The organism is Zestomonas ipomoeae (genome assembly GCF_057128665.1).
In genome coordinates, this window is sequence record NZ_JBSKHQ010000025.1 from 1 (window position 1) to 20,198 (window position 20,198).

Annotated in this window: 18 protein-coding genes; 13 read left to right on the forward strand and 5 right to left on the reverse strand. The window is 65.9% G+C overall.

Annotated elements, in window-relative coordinates:
- The 4 genes from ACWKV7_RS21230 to ACWKV7_RS21245 form a co-directional block, all read left to right on the forward strand.
- A partial coding sequence (locus tag ACWKV7_RS21230; protein WP_483859695.1) for an IS5 family transposase occupies nucleotides 1-524 on the forward strand: 524 nt, incomplete at its 5' end.
- A gap of 191 nt (nucleotides 525-715) precedes the next feature.
- Complete coding sequence (locus ACWKV7_RS21235; protein ID WP_483859696.1) at nucleotides 716-1,414, forward strand: hypothetical protein; 699 nt, start codon at nucleotides 716-718, stop codon at nucleotides 1,412-1,414.
- An 800-nt stretch (nucleotides 1,415-2,214) separates the two neighbouring features.
- Nucleotides 2,215-2,538 (forward strand): DUF1145 domain-containing protein, encoded by a 324-nt coding sequence (locus ACWKV7_RS21240; RefSeq protein ID WP_483859697.1) that lies wholly within the window; start codon nucleotides 2,215-2,217, stop codon nucleotides 2,536-2,538.
- Nucleotides 2,531-3,289 (forward strand): collagen-like protein, encoded by a 759-nt coding sequence (locus ACWKV7_RS21245; RefSeq protein WP_483859698.1) that lies wholly within the window; start codon nucleotides 2,531-2,533, stop codon nucleotides 3,287-3,289. Before ACWKV7_RS21240 ends, ACWKV7_RS21245 begins: the two co-directional genes overlap by 8 nt.
- A gap of 1 nt (nucleotide 3,290) precedes the next feature.
- Here the strand turns inward: ACWKV7_RS21245 and ACWKV7_RS21250 are convergent, their stop codons facing one another.
- Both ACWKV7_RS21250 and ACWKV7_RS21255 read right to left on the reverse strand, forming a co-directional pair.
- Nucleotides 3,291-4,385 (reverse strand): GGDEF domain-containing protein, encoded by a 1,095-nt coding sequence (locus ACWKV7_RS21250; RefSeq protein WP_483859699.1) that lies wholly within the window; start codon nucleotides 4,383-4,385, stop codon nucleotides 3,291-3,293.
- A 93-nt stretch (nucleotides 4,386-4,478) separates the two neighbouring features.
- Complete coding sequence (locus ACWKV7_RS21255; RefSeq protein WP_483859700.1) at nucleotides 4,479-4,943, reverse strand: CopD family protein; 465 nt, start codon at nucleotides 4,941-4,943, stop codon at nucleotides 4,479-4,481.
- An 84-nt stretch (nucleotides 4,944-5,027) separates the two neighbouring features.
- Here ACWKV7_RS21255 and dinG point away from each other — a divergent pair, with 84 nt between their 5' ends.
- The 9 genes from dinG to ACWKV7_RS21300 all read left to right on the forward strand — a co-directional run bounded on the left by dinG (nucleotide 5,028) and on the right by ACWKV7_RS21300 (nucleotide 16,495).
- A complete protein-coding gene (dinG, locus tag ACWKV7_RS21260; protein ID WP_483859701.1) occupies nucleotides 5,028-7,172 on the forward strand; it encodes an ATP-dependent DNA helicase DinG in 2,145 nt (714 codons plus the stop codon).
- A gap of 23 nt (nucleotides 7,173-7,195) precedes the next feature.
- On the forward strand, nucleotides 7,196-8,020 hold the full coding sequence (locus ACWKV7_RS21265) for an SDR family NAD(P)-dependent oxidoreductase (RefSeq protein ID WP_483859702.1): 825 nt from the start codon (nucleotides 7,196-7,198) through the stop codon (nucleotides 8,018-8,020).
- An 85-nt stretch (nucleotides 8,021-8,105) separates the two neighbouring features.
- Nucleotides 8,106-9,137 carry a glycosyltransferase family 2 protein gene (locus ACWKV7_RS21270; RefSeq protein WP_483859703.1) on the forward strand — a complete coding sequence of 344 codons (1,032 nt, stop codon included), beginning with the start codon at nucleotides 8,106-8,108 and terminating at the stop codon, nucleotides 9,135-9,137.
- 9 nt (nucleotides 9,138-9,146) lie between these two features.
- The gene (locus ACWKV7_RS21275) at nucleotides 9,147-10,103 is read left to right on the forward strand and encodes a hypothetical protein (RefSeq protein WP_483859704.1); all 957 of its coding nucleotides are present in this window, start codon (nucleotides 9,147-9,149) and stop codon (nucleotides 10,101-10,103) included.
- On the forward strand, nucleotides 10,100-10,813 hold the full coding sequence (locus ACWKV7_RS21280; RefSeq protein WP_483859705.1) for a hypothetical protein: 714 nt from the start codon (nucleotides 10,100-10,102) through the stop codon (nucleotides 10,811-10,813). Before ACWKV7_RS21275 ends, ACWKV7_RS21280 begins: the two co-directional genes overlap by 4 nt.
- Nucleotides 10,810-11,913, forward strand: a complete 1,104-nt coding sequence (locus tag ACWKV7_RS21285) for a glycosyltransferase family protein (protein WP_483859706.1) — start codon at nucleotides 10,810-10,812, stop codon at nucleotides 11,911-11,913. Before ACWKV7_RS21280 ends, ACWKV7_RS21285 begins: the two co-directional genes overlap by 4 nt.
- A gap of 68 nt (nucleotides 11,914-11,981) precedes the next feature.
- Nucleotides 11,982-14,351, forward strand: coding sequence for a beta-agarase (locus tag ACWKV7_RS21290; RefSeq protein WP_483859707.1), 2,370 nt, complete (start codon nucleotides 11,982-11,984; stop codon nucleotides 14,349-14,351).
- Between the two features lie 39 nt (nucleotides 14,352-14,390).
- Nucleotides 14,391-15,536 carry a serine hydrolase domain-containing protein gene (locus tag ACWKV7_RS21295; protein WP_483859708.1) on the forward strand — a complete coding sequence of 382 codons (1,146 nt, stop codon included), beginning with the start codon at nucleotides 14,391-14,393 and terminating at the stop codon, nucleotides 15,534-15,536.
- 116 nt (nucleotides 15,537-15,652) lie between these two features.
- Nucleotides 15,653-16,495 carry an AraC family transcriptional regulator gene (locus tag ACWKV7_RS21300; RefSeq protein ID WP_483859709.1) on the forward strand — a complete coding sequence of 281 codons (843 nt, stop codon included), beginning with the start codon at nucleotides 15,653-15,655 and terminating at the stop codon, nucleotides 16,493-16,495.
- A gap of 366 nt (nucleotides 16,496-16,861) precedes the next feature.
- Here the strand turns inward: ACWKV7_RS21300 and ACWKV7_RS21305 are convergent, their stop codons facing one another.
- From ACWKV7_RS21305 to ACWKV7_RS21315, 3 genes are read right to left on the reverse strand one after another with little or no spacing between them, the layout of a single operon-like run.
- A complete protein-coding gene (locus ACWKV7_RS21305; RefSeq protein WP_483859710.1) occupies nucleotides 16,862-17,752 on the reverse strand; it encodes a M48 family metallopeptidase in 891 nt (296 codons plus the stop codon).
- A 15-nt stretch (nucleotides 17,753-17,767) separates the two neighbouring features.
- Nucleotides 17,768-18,283 (reverse strand): SH3 domain-containing protein, encoded by a 516-nt coding sequence (locus ACWKV7_RS21310; RefSeq protein ID WP_483859711.1) that lies wholly within the window; start codon nucleotides 18,281-18,283, stop codon nucleotides 17,768-17,770.
- Nucleotides 18,280-20,124, reverse strand: a complete 1,845-nt coding sequence (locus ACWKV7_RS21315; protein ID WP_483859712.1) for a CHASE2 domain-containing protein — start codon at nucleotides 20,122-20,124, stop codon at nucleotides 18,280-18,282. The genes ACWKV7_RS21310 and ACWKV7_RS21315 overlap by 4 nt, the downstream gene beginning before the upstream one ends.
- Nucleotides 20,125-20,198 lie beyond the last annotated feature (74 nt).

Consider the following 20,198-nt stretch of genomic DNA (forward strand, 5'->3'; position numbering starts at 1 on the left):
ACAAGGACGGCGAGCGCGACCCGGAGATGCATCAGACCAAGAAGGGCAACCAGTATTACTTCGGCATGAAGGCTCACATCGGCGTCGATGCCGAGTCGGGCCTGGTGCACAGCGTGGTCGGGACGGCTGCCAACGTTGCAGACGTTACTCAGGTCGACAAACTGCTGCATGGCGAGGAAAACATGGTCGGTGCCGACGCGGGTTACACCGGTGTCGAGAAGCGTCCCGAGCATGAGGGCCGGGAAGTCATCTGGCAGATCGCCGCCCGCCGCAGTACCTACAAGAAGCTGGACAAGAGCAGCCCGCTGTACGAAGCCAAGCGCAAGATCGAGAAGGCCAAGGCGCAGGTTCGGGCTAAGGTCGAGCATCCGTTCCGGGTGATCAAGCGCCAGTTCGGCTACACCAAGGTGCGCTTCCGTGGCTTGGCCAAGAACACCGCGCAACTGGTGACGTTGTTTGCGCTATCGAACCTGTGGATGGTGCGCAAACATTTACTGACCACTGCAGGAGAGGTGCACCCGTAATATGGGCAATAGCCGCCGCGAGGTGCTTGCGGCGGCTAAAAACACAAAAATAAGTGGGTGATCTGATCGATTTTGATCGATTTTCCGCTTTCAAAATCAGCGGAGGCTGAAGTCAGCCAGAAATGCATGGCTACTTCAGAGGATCCTTAATTTCACGTTATGCACAACGAATTAGTCACAAGAACAAAACCATGAAAAATATTTTTTTTCTCCTCTTGATTTATGTGGCTTCAAATGCAGTCGCAATGGCATCCGAACTTGAAAGTCTTGCTGAACTTGTACCAGGCAGACTACTAGAAAACTCCCACCTTAAAGATACAGAATACGGAGTTTATATTGAAAATCCGAACAAAGAGTTGCGCTGGTATAGAAGCAAGTTTCCATCACATGAAAGAGAATATCTACTTGCCAGCAAAGAAGAAGGTGTGTATTACATAATAGGACTCAGCAGGGAAAAATCACCACCATCCAAAGACAGCATGGAAAAGATGATCAAAGGAGTCAGAGAAGAGGCGAGTCAAAATGGATTGACATTAGATGTTCTAAGTATTGAACGTACAAAGATACACCATAAAAATAGCTTTCTCTTTTCATCAGATTTCACGTCGAAATCTGGCGAGCTAGCGTATACAGCAAACTTCCACGTCACATATTCAAATGGCCTACTTATTTCAATTATTCAGTACCCACGAAAGCAACATGGGATAAGTGAGTTAAAAAGATTTACCCGCAACATTGCTTTTATTGAGTCCAGCCCCAAAATTACACAAAAAGCTGGCGAGAGCTATTACTTTAATCTTGGTCGATCCTTTGCAAAGTTTCTAATTGTTATCCTATTAATAGCCAGCCCAATACTGCTTGTCATCATAATTCTCAAGAGTCGCAGATAAATATTATCCGCTGAAAAATATTTAAACGTAGAGATTGCAGCACTCAATGCGGCGACAGTCATTTGATAAAATGCTTCATCCTGTCGTTGCTCTTTCAATGCAAGCAGAAGCGTAATAACTATTAAACTTTCTGCAGCCCAAATTGCTTTGATTGTAGGTCCTAAAAATCATAGCAATTGTGGCGCAAAGAGAAATTTAAAATAACTGGGGCTTACGCATAACAATTGTACATGGACTCTCCCCACAAGCAGTGAGGGCAGCTTTTTTCGATTCTGCCGTCAGCGCGGTTGCATTCGTATATCCGGCCTGTCACTGGGCATCGCCCTGGCCATCCTGTAGTTCGCGCAGCGGGGGCCAAGCGTTCAAGCGATCACGTAGATCATCATAGTTATCGGCCTTGTTCCGCTGCCGGATCGGCTATCCATCAGGTCCGCTCCTGGCCGTTATGTTCCAGTCAGGGCCACGAAGCATGCTGGGCAAATACGATGCAAGTGACTGGTCAGGTCGAATGCAAATGAGTGGGCAAGTCTGTGCAATTACTCAAGATGTATGGCGGCTTACCTTGGCGCGGCCCCGTTGGGCTTCGTCGCTGCGCTCTTCAGGCTGCGCGCACTGGCGCAATCTGCGGAGTTTCGGCGGCCAGCCGGCACGAGTGTCGTCATCGCAAATCATCTCTCTGCCGACCGTGCAGACTGGTGCCCTAAGCCTCGAACCGGTTAGGCTCAGCCCGCGCGGCAACGTGGCGCGTCCCATCGGGTCCATAGAATCCGAGGGTAAGGACTATCGGCGGGGGATATGCCATGAAACTGATTCTGGGGTTGGGCAAGGTGGTCGCCTTGCTGTTCTGGCTGGCACTGCTGGCCAATCTGTTCGCACCGTTCGCACGTCCTTTCGCACTGGTGCTCAATCTGCTGGGTGGGCTGATCCTGGTCGTTCACCTGATGGAACTGGCCTGGTTCACCGAGCGCCTCCGGGGGCGTCCACGGCCCTGGCTGGATCGTCTGCAACTGTTGCTGTTCGGCATCTTCCACGTACTCGCCCTGCCCAAACCGCGCCGCAAGTCGGCCGCGAAATCCAAGAAGCCAGCTGCCAAGCCGGCCGTGAAGGGGACCAAACATGCGTAACCTCGTACTGTTGCTGGCGCTGGCCAGCCCGCTGGCCCTGGCTGAATCGCTGCAGGTCGACTCCAACACCCTGGTGCGCCTGCCCAGCGGCACCGATGCATGGCATCTGGAGCGCCTGGACATCGCCGATCATGGGACCCTGTCCATTCCGGCAACGGTCACCGAACTGCACATCGACCGGCTGCACCTGGGCCGTGAGGCACGCCTTGAGGTCGCCCCCGGCGAGCAACCGCTGCGCCTGGTGGTGAACGACGGCCGGATCGATGCCGGCAGCCGCCTCGTCGCGCGCGGCGCGCCGGGGCAGGTGGGCCGGTCGGCCAGCGCGGGGCGTGATCTTGCCCTGCGTCTGGAGCGGGTCGAGGTCGCCGAACTCGTCGTGGATGTGCGCGGCGGTCGCGGTGCACCGGGGCATGAGGGGCTGCACGGTGCCGATGGTGCGGTCGGCGGTTGCCTGTGGGGCCAGTCCGAACCCGGTCAACCGGGCCTGGCCGGTGGCGACGGGGAAGATGGCGCGGCGGGTGGCCGGGTGCGGCTGGAAGTCCCGACGGGCTTCCCGCTCGAACGCATCCAGGTGCGCCTGGAAGGCGGCGCAGCCGGCCCGGCTGGAGCAGGCGGACAGGGTGGTGTAGGCGGGCGGGCCAAGGGCTGCCTGATGTACAAGGTCGAGGGCGCTTCGGGCGGTGCGTCCGGCCAGCCCGGTGCAGCGGGTGAGCCGGGAGCGGCGGGCAGCCTGGATATCCGGCAGTTCTGACTCAGCGAGCGGTCGTCTCGGGACGAGGCGACCCGTCGTCCACGGCCAGGCGGTTACGCCCCGAGCGCTTGGCGGTGTACATCGCGGCGTCGGCGCGCTGCAGCAATGCATCAAGGTCGGTGTCTTCGCGATAGGCGGCCAGACCGATGCTGACGGTGACGTGCAGGCCGGACCCATCCGGCAAGCGCACGCGCTTCGTCTCCACGGTCGAACGCAGGCGCTCGATCACCTCGGTGGCTTCCGGCAGATCGGCTCCGACCAGCAGGATGCCGAACTCTTCCCCGCCCAGCCGGCCGATGACATCCACTTCGCGCACCTGCTCACCGATGGTTTCGGCAATCTGTCGGATCACCTGATCCCCGGTGTGATGGCCGTGCTCGTCGTTGATCTGCTTGAAGCGGTCGATGTCCAGCAGCGCGCAGCACAACGGCTGGGGAAAGCGCCGGCAGCGCGCGAATTCGCGCTGACCCAGTTCGAAGAAGCGCCCGCGGTTGTTCAAGCCGGTGAGGTCATCATGGCTGGCGAGATACGACAGCCTGCGCTCCAGCTCGAACTCGCGACGGGCCAGGCGATAGAGCAGCCAGCCGAAGCCCAGCTGCAAGCCGAACATGGCCAGCAGGAAGATATTGGTATTGACGACTTCGTTGGCGGGGGTGCCACTCAACCACATCACCAGATTCGGCAGCAGGACGTAGGCCAGGCAACTGAGCAGGTACAGGTCGAACAGCGGGGCGAAGGCCATCATCGCCATGCCGCTGAGCATCAGCCCCGGCAGGCCATACAGAAAGCCCTGATCCAATTGCGCCAGCAGCCTTGACACCACCAGCACGCCGCACCACTGGGTCAGGGGAATGGCGAAGAACAGCCAGCGGCGCAGCGCATCCACATAGGTCAACCCCAGCGCCAGCGCCGAAAGCAGGCTGAAGCCCAGGCGCAGCCAAAGGCTTTCCGCCGGTGGTGTCGCGTCGACGAACTGGTCCCAGTAGTGAAACAGCGGTGTGGCCACCAGGCCGACCAGCAGGAAGGCGCGGATCAGCCAGAGCGAACGGGTGAGGCGAACTTCAGCGAAGACGGGATCGATGCGCAATGGGGGCATGGAGGCTCCAGGGACTGCGGGAGTGCCTGCTTAGAGCATAGTTCGCCGAGCATCCCGGTCCCTGTCCGATAGTCGTACTGCCCGCCGGGGGGCTCAGAGTCCCGGTCGCATAGCGGCGATCGCCACCAGGCTCAAGCCCAGCAACAGATTGATCCCGACCAACCGGCGGATGCCGCCCAGCACGCTGCCGCCGGTCGGCCAGTCCTGGGCCGTCACCGCGCGGCGCAGCGCCGGCAGCTGCAGCGCCTGGATGCGCAGGAAGATCGCCAGCATGGCGATGTACAGGCCGATCATCACATGCACGTAACGCGGCGCCTGGGCGAACGCGGCGAAGCGCAGATGCAGCAGCCCCAGGCCGCTGATCGGCAGGATCAAGACCGCGACCCATACCCAGAGGAAGAAGCGGCGGAACACCTCGACCCACAGCGTCAGCCGCGCCGGTGCTTCGAGCACGGCGACGGCGGCGGGACGCAGGATCATCCAGGCGAAGAACATGCCGCCGACCCAGACCAGGGCAGCGAGCAGGTGCAGGGCATAGAGCGGGGCGAAAACGGTCATTCGGCAATCTCCGGTGGCGGTCGGCGAAACGCGGGGTATCATAGCCAGCCATTCGAAATACTGAAAATTTATCCAGCCCTGCGCATGCTCAGCACCGAACTCAAGTCCCAGATTCAGGGCGCCTATTCCCGCTTTCTCGAAGCCAAGGGCCTCAAGGCCCGTTATGGCCAGCGGCTGATGATCGCCGAAGTGGCCAAGGTGCTCGGCACCATCAAGCACAACGACGAAGGCCAGCGCGACGGCGAGCCGGCGGTGGTTGCGGTGGAGGCTGGCACCGGCACCGGCAAGACCGTCGCCTACAGCCTGGCGGCGATTCCCGCGGCCAAGGCCGCTGGCAAGCGCCTGGTGATCGCCACCGCCACCGTCGCCCTGCAAGAGCAGATCGTGCACAAGGATCTGCCGGACCTGATGCGCAACTCGGGCCTCAACTTCAGCTTCGCCCTGGCCAAGGGCCGCGGCCGCTACCTGTGCCTGTCCAAGCTGGACATGCTGTTGCAGGAAGGCCAGGCGCAGAGCGCCACCGCCCAGCTGTTCGAGGAAGAGGGCTTCAAGCTGGACGTGGACGAGCGCAGCCAGAAGCTGTTCACCCAGATGATCGAGAAGCTGGCCGGCAATCGCTGGGACGGCGATCGCGACGCCTGGCCGGAGGCGCTGGAAGACGCCGACTGGGCGCGGCTGACCACCGACCACAGCCAGTGCACCAACCGCCATTGCCCGAACTTCGGCCAGTGCGCCTTCTACAAGGCGCGCGAGGGCATGACCAAGGTCGATGTCATCGTCACCAACCACGACATGGTGCTGGCCGACCTGGCGCTGGGCGGCGGCGCGGTGCTGCCTGATCCGCGGGAAACCCTCTACGTGTTCGACGAGGGGCATCACCTGCCGGACAAGGCCATCGGCCACTTCGCCCATTTCACCCGCTTGCGCAGTACCGCCGACTGGCTCGCCCAGGTGGAGAAAAATCTCACCAAGCTGCTCGCCCAGCATCCGTTGCCGGGCGACCTCGGCCGCTTGATCGAGGGCGTGCCGGAACTGGCGCGCGAGCTGCGCGCGCAGCAGCAGTTCATGTTCAGCGCTTGCGAGGAGATCGCCGACTTCCGCGCCGGCGAGGACATGGAAGGCCGCGAACGGCCGCGCCACCGCTTCGTCGGCGGCCTGGTGCCGGAGCACCTGCGGGAGATGGGCATCGAGCTGAAGAAGGGCTTCGCCAAGCTCACCGACCTGTTCACCCGCCTGACCGAGTTGCTCAAGGAGGCCATGGACGGCGAGGCCGGCGTCGGCATCGCCAGCCACCAGGCCGAGGAGTGGTACCCGCTGTTCGGCAGCCTGCTGGCCCGTGCCCAGGGCAACTGGGAGCTGTGGACGGCATTCACCGTCGAGGACCCGGAAGACAGCCCGCCGATGGCGCGCTGGTTGACCCTGGCCGAGAGTGGCGCGCTCTACGACATCGAGGTCAACGCCAGCCCGATCCTTGCCGCCGAGACCCTGCGCCGCAATCTGTGGAACGTGGCCTACGGCGCCTTGGTGACCTCCGCCACGCTGACCGCGTTGGGTACCTTCGACCGCTTCCGCATGCGTGCCGGGCTGCCCAAGGCGGCGGTCACCGCCGTGGTGCCCAGCCCGTTCCACCATGCCGACGCCGGCCTGCTGCGGGTGCCCGACCTGAAGGCCGACCCGCGCGACGCTGCCGCCCACACCGCCGCCATCGTGCGCGAGCTGCCGACGCTGGTGGAGGGCGCGCGCGGCACCCTGGTGCTGTTCTCCTCGCGCAAGCAGATGCAGGACGTGTTCGATGGCCTCGACCGCGACTGGCGCAAGCGCGTGTTCATCCAGGGCAACCTGTCCAAGCAGGAAACCCTGAACAAGCACAAGGCGCGGGTCGACGACGGTGAAGCCAGCGTACTGTTCGGCCTGGCCAGCTTCGCCGAAGGGGTGGACCTGCCCGGTGCCTACTGCGAGCACGTGGTGATCGCCAAGATTCCCTTCGCCGTGCCGGACGATCCGGTGGAGGCGGCGCTCTCGGAATGGATCGAAGCGCGCGGCGGCAACCCGTTCATGGAGATCGCCGTGCCGGATGCTTCGCTACGGCTGATCCAGGCCTGTGGCCGCCTGCTGCGCACCGAGGCCGACCGCGGCACCATCACCTTGCTGGATCGCCGCGTGGTGACCCAGCGCTACGGCAAGGCCATTCTCAACGCCTTGCCACCGTTCCGTCGCGAAATCGCCTGATTCAACCACCAGGGAGCTGGTTCATGCGCACCATCCTGATCACCGGCTGTTCCTCGGGCATCGGCCATGCCACGGCGCAGGCCTGCCGCACCGCCGGCTGGCGGGTTTTCGCCAGTGCGCGCAAGGCAGCCGACGTCGAGCGCCTGCAGGCCGAGGGCTTCGAGGCGGTACAGCTCGACCTGGATGACTCCGCCAGCATTGCCGCGGCATTGGCCTGGGTCCTGGAGCGTAGCGGCGGCACCCTCGACGCACTGTTCAACAACGCCGGCTACGGCCAGCCCGGCGCCATCGAGGACCTGCCCCGTGCGGCTTGGCGCGAGCAGTTCGAGAGCAACCTGTTCGGCCCCATCGAGCTGACCGCTGCGGTGCTGCCGGTCATGCGCCGCCAGGGTCATGGCCGTCTCCTGTTCAACAGCTCGGTGCTCGGCTACGCCGCGCTGCCGCTGCGCGGTGCCTACAACGCCTCCAAGTTCGCCCTGGAGGGACTGGTCGACACCCTGCGCCTGGAGCTGGAAGGCAGCGGCATCGAGGCCGTATTGCTCGAACCGGGCCCGATCATCGCGCGCTTTCGCGCCAACAGCCTGCTGGCCTTGCGCAAGCATGTGGACACCGGTCGCGGCGTCCATGCGGCCCGCTATGCGCTGATGGAAGAGCGCCTGGCCAAGGAGGGCGCGGCGGTGAAATACACGCTGCCGGCCGCCGCGGTGGCCGAGGCCGTACTGCATGCCCTGAACAGCCGCGTGCCGCGCACCCGCTATCCGGTCACGGTGCCGGCCAAGCTGTTCCGCGTGCTCAACCGCCTGCTGCCGGACCGCCTGCTCGATCGCATGAAGGCTGGCACCGTCTAATATCGCTGTGCGCTGGCGCAAGCCGGCGCGGCTGGCGGCCTGCTAGGCTGCCGCCAACGCTCATGGACTGGACAGAGGAACACGGATGACGCTTCACGATCTGGCCGCACGCACGGCCTTGGTACTGGAAACCAACAACCTGCGCGGCGGGGCCGATCTGGACAAGGTGGCCGGCAGCCTCGCCCGCCTGTTCGAACACCTCAAGGGCCAAAGCCTGGCGCTGGGCCACCTGGCCCAGGTGGTGGTGACCCACGACGGCTTGCCGGAACAGGTCTGCGCCGAGCTGCGAAACAGCGCCGGGCTGGCACTGCAGTTCGTGCTCATCGACGCCAGCACTGGCTACTACGCGGCGAAGAACCTCGGCTTCGCCGCTACCGACGCGGCGCGCTGCGACTACGTGGCGTTCGCCGACGCCGACTGCATTCCCGCCGCCGACTGGCTGGAGCACCTGCTGCTGCCGCTGTGCGCCGAGCAGCCACCCGCCGTAGTGGCCGGGCGTACCAGCTACAGCACCAGCCTGGCCGGCACGGCGCTGACCACCCTGGACTTCATGTATTTCCCCAGCCCATTGCAGCCGGGGGCTACCCGTAACTTCTATGCCAACAATGTGGTGTTCCGCCGCGAGGTGTTCGCCGAGCATGCCTACCAGGCGCTGGACGGGGTCTACCGTGCCCACTGCCAGGTGCTCGGCTTGCGCCTGCAGGCAGCCGGCATCGCCCTGCACTATGCCGCTGCCGCGCACACCGAGCACCGCCTGCCGGACAGCCGCGCCGAGGCGATCAAGCTGCGCTGGATGCGTGGCCAGGATTCGGTCGGCCTGACCCCCTACCTGGTGCGCGCCTACCTGCCGTCCCGGCTGCATTGGCTGGCTCGCAGCGGCCCGCTGGCGCCGCTGTGCATTCTCTGCGCCCGCCTGGGTTTCAGCCTGCGCGCGCTCAACCGGCAGGACCTGCCGCCGCTGCGTGGCTTGCGCCGGCTCGGCGCCCTGGGGCTGATCGTCGCTTTCTCCGCCATCGATATGGGCGGCGCCCTGGCCCGTGGCCTCGGCATCAACACCCTGGGCCGCACCGCGGCCGACGCCCAGGCGCTGTCCTACCACAAGCCCGCTACCCACTGAGGAACGACCATGGACGTGTCGAGCGCTCTACCGCGCTGCGCTTTGCTGCTGAGCCTGAGCCTGAGCGGCCTGGCGCAGGCCGAAACCGTCGACGGCCGCGGCGTGCATGCCTTTGCCAGTGGCAGCGGCTGCCCACTGGCGACCCTGACCGACTGCAACCGCATCGCCCTGGACGATGCCCACAGCCGCGTTGAACTGGACCGTGCCGCTGGCCGTATCCGTTTCCGCAACACCCAGGACTACGCCGACGACGCGGTGATCGGCGACGTGCTGCTGCATGGCCAGGCCAAGGCGGCGGATGGCCGCAGGGTGCCGGTCAGCCTGCACCTGCTGGTCAGCAAGGACGGCCAGCAGTGGAGCCACAGTGTGCATGCCCACGCGCCGGTGCGCGGCGACCTGACCGAGGTGAAGCTGGACGCCTACCACATCGAGGTCGAGGTCGGCGGCCAGCTTCAGACCCTGCTGACCCCCGAGCAAGCGTTGCAGACGCTGGCCTCACCGTCCACCGCTGCCAGGCTGGCCAAGCAGTTCGTGCAGGTGCGCGAAAACCCTGCCGGTGCGGAGAAGACCGACATCACCATCGCCCTCGGCCTGAAGAAGGCCGCCTTGCCGGCGGTCCGCGCCAGCCTGTACCTGCCGGACGGCCAGAGCGATCTGGCCAAGGCGCTGGAGGAGGGCAACTGGACCCTGGAGCTGCAGGCCCTGCGCAGCCGCCTGCCGCTGTCGGTGATCCGCCGCGACCTGTTCCTCTTCGGCATGGAGCAGGTCGAGCTGCTGCAGCCGCTGCGCGAAACGGGCTTCGCCAAGCACGACACGCTGCAGCTCGGCGCCCGCGACGGCAAGGGCTACCTCGGCTTTCGCGGCCAGCGGATCGACTATCCGCAGGCCGCGGCGGCAGCCCGCGACTTCCTGCAGGACAGCTTCATCGGCCTGGTGCTCAGCGGCCGGTGGCGCGCGACGCCATGACCGCCGTGCAGCTGGCGGCCTTCGCCGCACCGCGTCTTCGCGGCTGGCCGCGCCTGCAGGCCTGGTTGGTGGACCGCATCAAGCGTGCCGCCCTGCGCCATTTGCACGCCAGTCGGGAGGGCGAACTGCTGTTGCTGCGCGTCTACCTGATCGGCGAAGAGGCCACCGAGAAGTCCTTGCAGCATGAGCTGATGCCGACTGCCCCGGCCTGGCTGGAGCGGCAGGTCGACCAGCACCTGCGCGAGGAACAGGAGCACAGCGAGCTGTTCGCTGCCGCCCTGCGCGAGCGCGGCATGCAGCCGCCCGCCGAGCTGCGTCCGGACTGGCTGAGCCGGGCCAAGATCCGCCGTTGGCAGCGCATCGCCCGGCGCTATGCCCCGCATTTCCAGCAGGGCGTGTTGGTGCCGGCCTACGCCATCGGCCTGTGTGCCGAGCAGATGGCCGAGCGGGTGCTGACGCGTCATTGCGCCGTGCTGGCTGCCGACCACCCCTTGCAGCCGCTGCTGGCCCGCGTGCTGCACGACGAGCGCAAGCATGTGCGCCTGTGCATGCGCACCCTCGGCCTCAGCGTGGGCGAGGCGGAAATGCCGCACCTGCAGCGCCTGCTGGCCGAGGCGCGGGCAGTGGACCGCGCCTTCGGCGTCAGCGGCGCCCTGGGCATGTACCTGGCTGGTGCCTGGCTGCGGGCGAGGGCGTGCCTCGCCCGATGAAGACACGGATTCTCTACCTCGCCACCGCCGACGCCCGCGGCCATCTGATGCGTGCCCAGTTGCTGGCCCACGCCCTGGCCGAGCGCGGCGCCGAGGTGCAGGTGCTGACCACCTCGGATGAAGGGGCGGCCTTTCTCGGCGAGTTCGGCATTGCCGCCGAGGTGTTGTCGCGGCACTACGCGGTGCAGTTCGACGAGCGGCAGAACATGCAGCGCGGCGCCACCGACCGCAACGTCGCGCGCTATCTGTTCGACCCGCGGCATATGCTGCGGGACATCGGCCGCCTGCGTCGGCGGCTGGCCGACGTCGATCTGCTGGTCAACGACTCCTTCCATCCGGCGCTGCTGGTAATGGGTTGCCTACCCGGTTGGCGGCGCAAGATCGTGCACATCTATGGCGCCAGCCTGCGCCGGGCATTGCTGGAGAACTTCAGCGGGCGACTGCCGGACTGGCTGGCGCGGGCCTTCGCGGCGGCCATCCGCTTCGAGCTGGGGCGAGCCTGGGCCCGTCTGCAGCATGACTTCGCCTACGTCGAGGTCGAGTGCACCGGACTGCGCAGCTTCAACCTGCCGACGCCCGTGGCCCTGGCCACCCGCGCGCCAGGGGAGCAGGCGGCGCGGGCGGCCGTCTACCTCAATCCGCACTTTCGCGACCCGCGCCTGGCTGAGGGGCTGGAGCGGGGCCTGGCGGCGCTCGGCCTGGACAGCCTGAGAGTCGGCGAAGGTTATACCGGTCGCCCTGGCTGGCTGGCCCGTGATGCGCAGTGGATCGAAGCGGCGGCGAGCAGCGCCCTGATCGTCTCGGCGCCGGGCATGGCCGCGCTGTCCATCGCCAAGGTGTACGACCGGCCAATCCTGCTGCTGGTCACCGATCAGCCGGAGCAGCGCAGCAATGCGCAGCGCGCCGCCGAGCTGGGCCTGCGCCATGAAGTGCTGTGCTGGCAGGATGACGCGGAGGGCTTTGCCGCGCAGTTGCAGGGCGCGGTCCGGCGGCTGCTGGCGGGCGGGGACGCCGCCTCGGGCGATGGCACGGCCCGCGCCAGGCGGCGACTGGATGCCTGGGGCGATTGCCTGATGGAGCTGGCCAGGGAGCCGAAATAGCGCTGTTCCGGATGGCATTTTCGGGGCGGCCGGGTGTCTACCTGGCCATCTTCCGGAGTAGAAGTTCGATGATTCGCCGTTTTCTCCCGCTCGTTCTAGCCCTCCAGTTCTCCGTATCGGCTTTGGCCGCGCCCGAGGGCCGCCAGACCCTGTTCAGTTTCGTCAAACCCACCGATGTGGTGACGGTCGAGAGCCGGGCCGCCAGCTTTCCCGAGCTGACCGCCGAGCCCGCGAGCGACGGCGAGGTGCTGCGCCGCTTCACCTTCCATGCCGCCGACCGCCCGAGCCTACGCCTGAGCCCGCAGAGCGGCGACTGGGACTGGTCCCAGGCCAGCGCCCTGAGCCTGCGCCTGCAGAACGCCATGGACTGGGCCATCACCCTCGAGGTGCGTATCGAGAGCAGCGACAGCAAGGCGCTGACCAGCCATATCGCCCTGCCGGCCGGTCCGGCGCAGACCCTGCTGGTGCCGCTGGCCGCGACCTCGCCACGGACCCATGGCATGCGCGCCGCACCGCCCATGCCGGTGGACGTCGAGGGCCGTCGCGTGTTGCTGGCCGAGGCAGTGGAGGGCGAGCTGACGGCCGCTCAGGTCAGCGCCGTGACCCTGAGCATGAGCAAGCTCGACGTGCCGCAGAGCATCCTGCTCGGCCGTTTCGGCGTGCAGATCGGCGACGCTGTACAGACGGCGGTCTACACCGGCCTTGTCGATGCCTTTGGCCAGTACGGTCGCGGCCAATGGCCGGAGAAGGTCGATACGGATCGGCAACTGCGCGAGGCGGCTGCCCGCGAGCAGAAGCAACTCGAGGGCTGGCTGGCGGAGCGGCCGCCGCGCGACCGGTTCGGCGGCCTGCTGGGCGGGCCCACGTTCCAGGCCAAAGGCTTCTTCCGCCGCGAGAAATTCGGCGGCCGCTGGTACCTGGTGACGCCCGAGGGGCATCCGTTCTTTTCACTGGGCGTGAACGCGGTCACCGCGCAGCACAGCCAGACCTACACCGAAGGGCGCGAGTGGATGTTCGCCCAATTGCCCGCGGCGCAGGACCCGCTGGCCGTGCACTATGGGCAGGGCGACAATCGCCAGGCCATCGGTGCCAACCGGGGGCGCGGCTATGCCCATGGTCGCTGGTTCGATTTCTACGGCGCCAACCTGCAGCGCACCTACGGCACGCCCCCCTGCCAGACGAGCGAGTCCGACCCGCCGGCCTCCGCGCCTCAGGCCGGGGCAACTGCTCCCTGTGTGCCGCAGGCCATCGACCTGCCACGCTGGCGCCGGCACAGCCTGGATCGCCTGCAGGCCTGGGGCTTCAACACCCTCGGCAACTGGAGCAGCCCGGCCCTGATAGCCGAAGGGCGCATGGCCTACACCGTCGGGCTGGACATCCAGGGTGATTTCGCCACCATCAACAGCGGCTTCGACTGGTGGGGCGGCATGCCCGACCCGTTCGACCCGCGCTTCGCCATGGCCGCCGAGCGCGCCATTGCCATCGCCACCCGCGATCACCGCAACGACCCCTGGCTGATCGGCTATTTCGCCGGCAACGAGCTGGCCTGGGCCGGCCCCGGCAGCGATCCACAGAACCGCTACGGGCTGGCCTATGGCACCCTGCGCCTGAGTACCGACGTGCCGGCCAAGCGTGCCTTTCTCAAGCAGTTGCGCGACCGCTATCGCAACCACAAGCGCCTGTCCGATGCCTGGGGCATCGACCTCCAGGCCTGGGAATTGATGGAAGACCCCGGCTTCGAGGCGCCGCTGCCGAGTGCCGAACACCCGGCCATCGAAGAGGATTTGCAGCGCTTCCTGCGCCTCTACGCCGATACCTACTTCCAGACCATCGTCGATGCTTTGAAGTGGCATGCGCCCAACCACCTGCTGCTGGGTGGCCGCTTCGCTGTCAGCACGCCGGAAGCGGTGGCTTCCTGCGCACAGTACTGCGATGTGCTGAGTTTCAACTTCTATACCCCGGAACCACAGCAGGGCTACGACTTCGCCGCCTTGCGCAAGATCGACAAGCCGGTGCTGATCGGCGAATTCAGCGTCGGCTCGCGGGACCGCGGGCCGTTCTGGGCAGGCCCGATCGACGCGGGGAGCGAGCAGGCGCGGGGACCGGCCTATGCGCACTTCCTCGAGCAAGCGCTGAGCGAGCCGTTGATCGTCGGGGTGCATTGGTTCCAGTACCTCGACCAGCCGGCGACCGGGCGCCTGCTGGACGGCGAGAACGGCCACCTGGGTTTGGTGGGCATTACCGATCGGCCGTTCCAGGGGTTTGTCGAGGCGGTGCGTGCGGCCAACCTGAAGGTGGCGCAGCGTTGGCTGCCGGTTGCCGCCAGAGCGCCGCGGCCGTGGTCGGGCGCTTTCTCGAAAAAGCCCGCCGACGTAGTGGTGGCGGCCCCCGGAAGGTCGGATGAGTCGCCGATGGTTCCCATCCCGGTGCTGGACTGAAACAATGCCGACACGCCACGTCATCACCAAGGAGTCAGTGTGCAGATCCAGGGCTATTTCGATCTGAAGTTCGAAACCGTGCGCGATGCCTTTGCCGCGCTGTTCGACAGTCCCCAGGAGCGCGGCGCCGCGCTCTGCATCCAGATCGGTGGGGAAACCGTGCTCGACCTCTGGGCCGGCACCGCCGACAAGGATGGGCAGCAGGCCTGGGCCAGCGACACCATTCTCAACCTGTTTTCCTGCACCAAGCCATTCGCCGCCGTCACCGCGCTGCAGTTGGTGGGTGAGGGCAAGCTGGAGCTGGATGCCCCGGTCGCGCGTCTGTGGCCCGAGTTCGCCGCCGCCGGCAAGGAACGGGTTACCCTGCGTCAGTTGCTCAGCCACCGCGCCGGCCTGCCGGCCCTGCATGAGCTGCTGCCGCCCGAAGCGCTCTACGACTGGCAGGCGATGACCACGGCGCTGGCCGCCGAACGGCCTTGGTGGACGCCTGGCGAGACCCATGGCTATGCGCCCATCACTTACGGATGGTTGATCGGTGAAATGCTGCGTCGCGCCGACGGTCGCGGCCCTGGCGAGGCTATCGTGGCACGCGTCGCCAGGCCGCTCGCGCTGGATTTCCATGTCGGTCTGGACGACAGTGAGTTTTCTCGGGTCGCGCATATTTCCCGCGCCAAGGGCAACCTCGGCGACGCGGCTGCCCAGCGCCTGCTTACCTGCATGATGACCGAGCCTACCGCCCTGAGTACCCGCGCCTTCACCAATCCGCCGTCGATCATGACCAGCACCAACAAGCCCGAATGGCGGCGCATGCAGCAGCCGGCGGCTAACGGCCACGGCAATGCCCGTGCCCTGGCCGGCTTCTATGCCGGTTTGCTGGACGGCAGCCTGCTGGATGCCGAGCTGCTCAACGAGCTGACCCGCGAGCACAGCGTCGGCGAAGACAGAACCCTGCTCACTTCCACCCGCCTTGGTCTCGGCTGCATGCTCGACCAACCGCAGGTGGCCAATGCCACCTATGGCCTCGGCGCGAAGGCCTTCGGCCATCCCGGCGCCGGTGGCTCCAGCGGATTCGCCGATCCCGAGCGCGAGGTTGCCTTCGGCTTCGTCACCAATACCCTCGGCCCCTACGTGCTGATGGACCCCAGGGCGCAGAAGCTGGCGCGAGTGCTGGGCGAATGCCTGTAACGGCTAGTCCCCGTAGGGCGGGTGCAACCCGCCTCAAGCTCTTCAACTGCGCAAGAACGATCAAATCGGGCCAGACCGTCGTCGCCATAATCCCACCAGCTTCGTGAGGAAACGCCATGGACCCCGTCGGCAAGGCACTCTGGTACATCGAAACTGAACTGGGCGGCGAGCTGGATCTGGACCGGGTCGCCCGCTTCGGCGGCCTGTCCCGTTTCGGCATGGCGCGGGCCTTCGCCATAGGTACTGGCTGGCCGGTGATGCGCTATGTGCGGGCGCGCCGGTTGAGCGAGGCGGCGCGGCTGCTGGCCAGAGGCGCGCCGGACATCCTCGATGTGGCGCTGGATGTCGGCTATGGCTCCCACGAGGCTTTCACGCGCGCCTTCCGCGAGCAGTTCGGCGTCACGCCGGAGCGGGTCCGGGCGCAGCGATCACTGGATGGTCTAGTGCTTATGGAGCCTCTGAACATGAAACAGACGACACTCATCGATCTCCCCCAGCCGCGCTTCGAAGATGGCCGGGACCTGCTCATCGCCGGCCTTGGCGAGCGCTATACATTCGACAAGACGGATGGTATCGCCGCGCTCTGGAGCCGGTTCGTGCCGCATATCGGCAACCTGCCCGGCCAGGTCGGCTGGATGACCTACGGGGTGTGCAGTGAGGAGGATGCCGAAGGCAGCTTCGACTATATCGCCGGCGTCGAGGTGAAGTCCTTCGACGACCTGCCGGCGGGCTTCGCGCGCTTGCGCATTCCCGCCCACCGCTATGTGGTGTTCGAGCATCGGGGGCATGTCTCCAGCCTTCCGCAGACCTTTTACAGCGTCTACAGCCACTGGCTGCCGCAGTCGGGCCTGGAGGCGGCGAATGCGCCGGTCTTCGAGCGCTACAGCGCGGATTTCAATCCGATGCAGGGCACCGGCACCGTGGAAGTGTGGGTGCCGATCAAGTCGGCGGCAGAATAGCCGGCGCGGCGGCAACCAGACGAACCGTAGCCCGGACTTCGAACGACGAGTCCGGCTACGTGGGCCAGGGCGCATGGATGTAGGGGCGAATTCGTTCGCCTATCCCAGTCTCGCCAGGCGAATGAATTCGCCCCTACATGTCCATAGCCCAGCCTGCTGCCTGGCTCAGGGAACGCGCGGCGGCAATTGCTTGCGGTAGCGCCCGGCGAGGGTTCGTTGCGTGCTGCTCTGGTGTCCAGGCAGCTGTAGACGGGCGTGATGCGCGGGCCTGGGCCATGCTGTAGGGGCGAATTCATTCGCCTATCCCGGTCTCGCCAGGCGAATGAATTCGTCCCTAAATGTCCTTGGTCCAGCGGGCTGCCTGGCTCAGGGAAAGCGTGCCGGCAATTGCTTGTGGTAGCGATCGGCGAGCGTCTGCGGCGCGCCGCCCTGATTGCTGAGGCTGGTGTCCAGGTAGGTATAGACGGGGGTCAGCCGGGTCAGGCGGTCGCCGATGTTGGGGTGCACCTTGAGGAAGGTGACCAGCGCGGCGTCGTCCTGCTTGGTCACCGCCAGCCCTTGCAGCATGCTGGCCAGCCCGTAGGGGTCATACCCGGCGCGTGCCGCCAGCACCACGCCCATGGCGTCTGCCTCGTACTCGTCGCCACGGTCGAGGCCGCGGGCATAGAGGTCGGTCACCGCATTGCTGAAGCGTTCGGCGGCGGCCGCGTTGTTTTGCCCGCTGCCGCCGTTGCGTGCGGCGTTGGCCTGCAGGGCGAGCTGGCCGAGGTCGCTGAGCAGACCGGTCTGCGCCTGTTTCTGGATCGCCTTCAGATGGTGCTGGCGCACCACGTGGGCCACCTCATGGGCAAGCACGCCCGCCAGTTCGGCTTCGCTCTCCATGCGCGCCAGCATGCCGGTGGTGATGAATACATACCCGCCGGGTGCCGCATAGGCGCCTACCGCACGGTTGTTCACCACGCCGAAACGCCAGGGCAGCTCCGGCCGCTCGCTGTGCTGGGCCACCCACAGCCCGACGCGATTGACGTAGGTTTGCACCGCCGGGTTATCCAAGAGCGGCGCCTGGGTCAGCAGTTGCGCGGCGGTGTTCTGGCCGATCACGCGTTCCTCGTCCTCGCTCTTCTGGCCCATGTTGACCAGGTGCTGGCCGGCACTGGCCAGGCGTCCGAGATCGACCCCTTGCACGTTCAGGCCCTCGCAGCCGCTCAGGGCGAGCGCGGCGAGCAGAGGCAGGCAGCAGCGGAAATTCAGATTCATGACGTGCTCTCCGACTCAGTTGGGCGAATAGGCCACGACGTGGCTGCGCAGGCCGCCGGAGCGGGCGAAGGCCTCGGCGTCGTTGACGGACACGGCGAAGCGGTCGAGCTGCTGCAGGCTGGGGTCCGTCGCACCGCCACCGCCACCGCCACCGCCGGCCAGTTGCTCGTCGGTGACGCCGCGCACGCCGGTTGCCACGCCGCTGCCGGGGGCGGCCGAAGGGGTGCTCTTGAGCAGGTTGGCCAAGCTGCTGGACTGCGCCCCGGCGTTGGTATCGAAGCGCACTGCCAACAACGGTAGCCAGCCGCGCTTGCCGTTGGCGGTCTGTACCAGATACCAGCCGCCCTGGCGTTCCAGCACGCTCAAGCGGGTCTGCGCCGGCAGCTCTGCCACCGCCGCCGCGCCACTGGCGCCGCTTTCCCGCAAGGTCGCGGCCTGCACAGTGCTACCGCTGCGTTGCTCTGCCAGCGCGGCGCTGCACCATAACCAAGCGCCCAGTACGGTCAGGGCGAGGGTGAGGGTCTTGTTCACTGTTGTTTCCTCCTGGGCTCATACACCGTGACCGGCTCCGCCCGCCCCTTGACCTGGAAGTCACCGTGGGGGACGAAGTCGAATTGCTCGGCACAGGCGTGCATGGTGGCAGCGGACACCAAGAGTCGCGCGCGGCCCTTGGTCAGGCCCTCGATGCGGCTGGCGAGGTTTACCGTGTCGCCTATTGCAGTGTAGTCGTAGCGCTGGCGGGCACCGACCATGCCGACCACGGCGTTGCCGCTGTGGATGCCGATGCCGATATCGAATTCCGGATGGTCGAATTCGCGGCGGAACAACTCGACGTTGTCGAGCATGTCCAGCGCCGCATTGATCGCGTCCACCGCCTGGTTCGGGTTGTCCTGCGGTGCGCCCCAGAAGGCCATCACGGCATCGCCGATGAACTTGTCGAGGGTCGCATGGTGCTGGAACAACACGCCCACCTGGCGGCTGAAATAGCCCTCCAGCAGGCGCATGACTTCCGGTGCGCTATGCCGCTCGGACAGGGTGGTGAAATTGCGGATATCCGAGAACAGCACGGTGATCGCGCACTCGCGGCTGGCCAGCAGTGCTTCAGGGTCTTCGCGGGCCACCAGCTGGGCGACCACGTGCGGGTCCATGAAGCGGCTGAACAGGGTGATGGTGTTCTGCAATTGGCGCCGCCGGCGCAGGTAGAAGAGCACCAGTGCCAGGGCCAGCAGGGTCCAGAGCACGGTCAGCGTCGGTATCACCGTCAGCAGGTAGCCGCGCAGAGCCAGCAGGTAGCTGCCGCCGAGCAGCGTGGCCGTTACCGCGCACATCGCCAGCAGCGCCAGCGACAGTTTCTCCCGCAGCAGCACGCCGGCCAAAGCCAGTATCAGGGCGATTCCCATGGCCAAGGTCAGGAGCGTGTCCACCGGGTGCAATTGCTGGCCGTTGAGCAGGTTGTCGATGGCCGTGGTGAGAATGAACGGCGCCGGGTAGAAGTGATCCAGCGGCGTGCGGCGCAGGTCGTAGAGCCCGGCGGCGGTGGTGCCGATCACCACGATCTTGCCGGCGAGCTGATCCGGCGGCAGCACGTTTTCCACGCCGCGCGCCTGGCCCAGCACGCTGGCGTAGGACAGCCGCGGGTAGGGCAAGCGGGAGATGCCCCGCCAGTCGAGCATGAAATTGTTGCCGGCCGGCAACCGGGCGCCCAGGTCGGAGGCCACCCGAGCGGGCAGCGAGGGCAACTGCCAACCACCGAAGTGACGGTAAAGGTCGTAGCGACGACCGACACCGTCCGCATCGGCGGTGAAGTTGATGCTGCCGAGCTTCCAGGCGGCCGGCGGAATGGCATTGGGCAGCAGGATCAGCCCACGCTGTTCGCTCAGGCCGTTCATCCCTCGGCGAAGGCCGGTTTGCGCAGGATAGTCGATCATCAGCGGCGGCTGGCTGCCCTCGGCGGGTTGCTGCACCAGGGCGGCCAGGTAGACCCGGTCGGAGCTTGCGATGACCTCGGCCAGGTAGGCGTCGTCATCCGGCCGATAGCGATCCGGCTCGCTGAACAGCACATCGAACACCACTGCGCGCACCTCCTGCGCCAGCAGGTACTCCAGCAATTCGGCATGCAGCGAACGGGGCCATGGCCACTTGCCGGCCTCGCCCGCCAGGGCTTGCAGGCTGAAGTCATCGATATCGATCAGCAGCAAGCGGGGATCGGGCGCCTGTTGCGCCGCGCGCTGGCGGATCAGCCAGTCCTGGTGGGCGTTGCTCCAATTCTGCAGCGGGGCCCAGAGATGCAACAACGGCAACAGCAGCAACGCGAGCAGGCGCAACGCCGACAGGGCGAGGCGAAAGACGCGGGGCGAGGCCGACTGCTGCATGGAAATCCTCGACGGGACGAACCGGAGCCGCATTGCACTGGCTGAAAATGACTGTAGCAGGTGGCCAAGTAATG

What these genes read in the sequence shown, in the direction of transcription:
- ACWKV7_RS21280 (WP_483859705.1), top strand. Translation starts at nt 10,100, where the DNA reads ATGACCGCCGTGCAGCTGGCGGCCTTCGCCGCACCGCGTCTTCGCGGC.
- ACWKV7_RS21245 (WP_483859698.1), top strand. Translation starts at nt 2,531, where the DNA reads ATGCGTAACCTCGTACTGTTGCTGGCGCTGGCCAGCCCGCTGGCCCTG.
- ACWKV7_RS21265 (WP_483859702.1), top strand. Translation starts at nt 7,196, where the DNA reads ATGCGCACCATCCTGATCACCGGCTGTTCCTCGGGCATCGGCCATGCC.
- ACWKV7_RS21300 (WP_483859709.1), top strand. Translation starts at nt 15,653, where the DNA reads ATGGACCCCGTCGGCAAGGCACTCTGGTACATCGAAACTGAACTGGGC.
- ACWKV7_RS21255 (WP_483859700.1), bottom strand. Translation starts at nt 4,943, where the DNA reads ATGACCGTTTTCGCCCCGCTCTATGCCCTGCACCTGCTCGCTGCCCTG.
- ACWKV7_RS21250 (WP_483859699.1), bottom strand. Translation starts at nt 4,385, where the DNA reads ATGCCCCCATTGCGCATCGATCCCGTCTTCGCTGAAGTTCGCCTCACC.
- ACWKV7_RS21305 (WP_483859710.1), bottom strand. Translation starts at nt 17,752, where the DNA reads ATGAATCTGAATTTCCGCTGCTGCCTGCCTCTGCTCGCCGCGCTCGCC.
- ACWKV7_RS21235 (WP_483859696.1), top strand. Translation starts at nt 716, where the DNA reads ATGAAAAATATTTTTTTTCTCCTCTTGATTTATGTGGCTTCAAATGCA.
- ACWKV7_RS21285 (WP_483859706.1), top strand. Translation starts at nt 10,810, where the DNA reads ATGAAGACACGGATTCTCTACCTCGCCACCGCCGACGCCCGCGGCCAT.
- ACWKV7_RS21315 (WP_483859712.1), bottom strand. Translation starts at nt 20,124, where the DNA reads ATGCAGCAGTCGGCCTCGCCCCGCGTCTTTCGCCTCGCCCTGTCGGCG.
- ACWKV7_RS21275 (WP_483859704.1), top strand. Translation starts at nt 9,147, where the DNA reads ATGGACGTGTCGAGCGCTCTACCGCGCTGCGCTTTGCTGCTGAGCCTG.
- ACWKV7_RS21270 (WP_483859703.1), top strand. Translation starts at nt 8,106, where the DNA reads ATGACGCTTCACGATCTGGCCGCACGCACGGCCTTGGTACTGGAAACC.
- dinG (WP_483859701.1), top strand. Translation starts at nt 5,028, where the DNA reads ATGCTCAGCACCGAACTCAAGTCCCAGATTCAGGGCGCCTATTCCCGC.
- ACWKV7_RS21240 (WP_483859697.1), top strand. Translation starts at nt 2,215, where the DNA reads ATGAAACTGATTCTGGGGTTGGGCAAGGTGGTCGCCTTGCTGTTCTGG.
- ACWKV7_RS21290 (WP_483859707.1), top strand. Translation starts at nt 11,982, where the DNA reads ATGATTCGCCGTTTTCTCCCGCTCGTTCTAGCCCTCCAGTTCTCCGTA.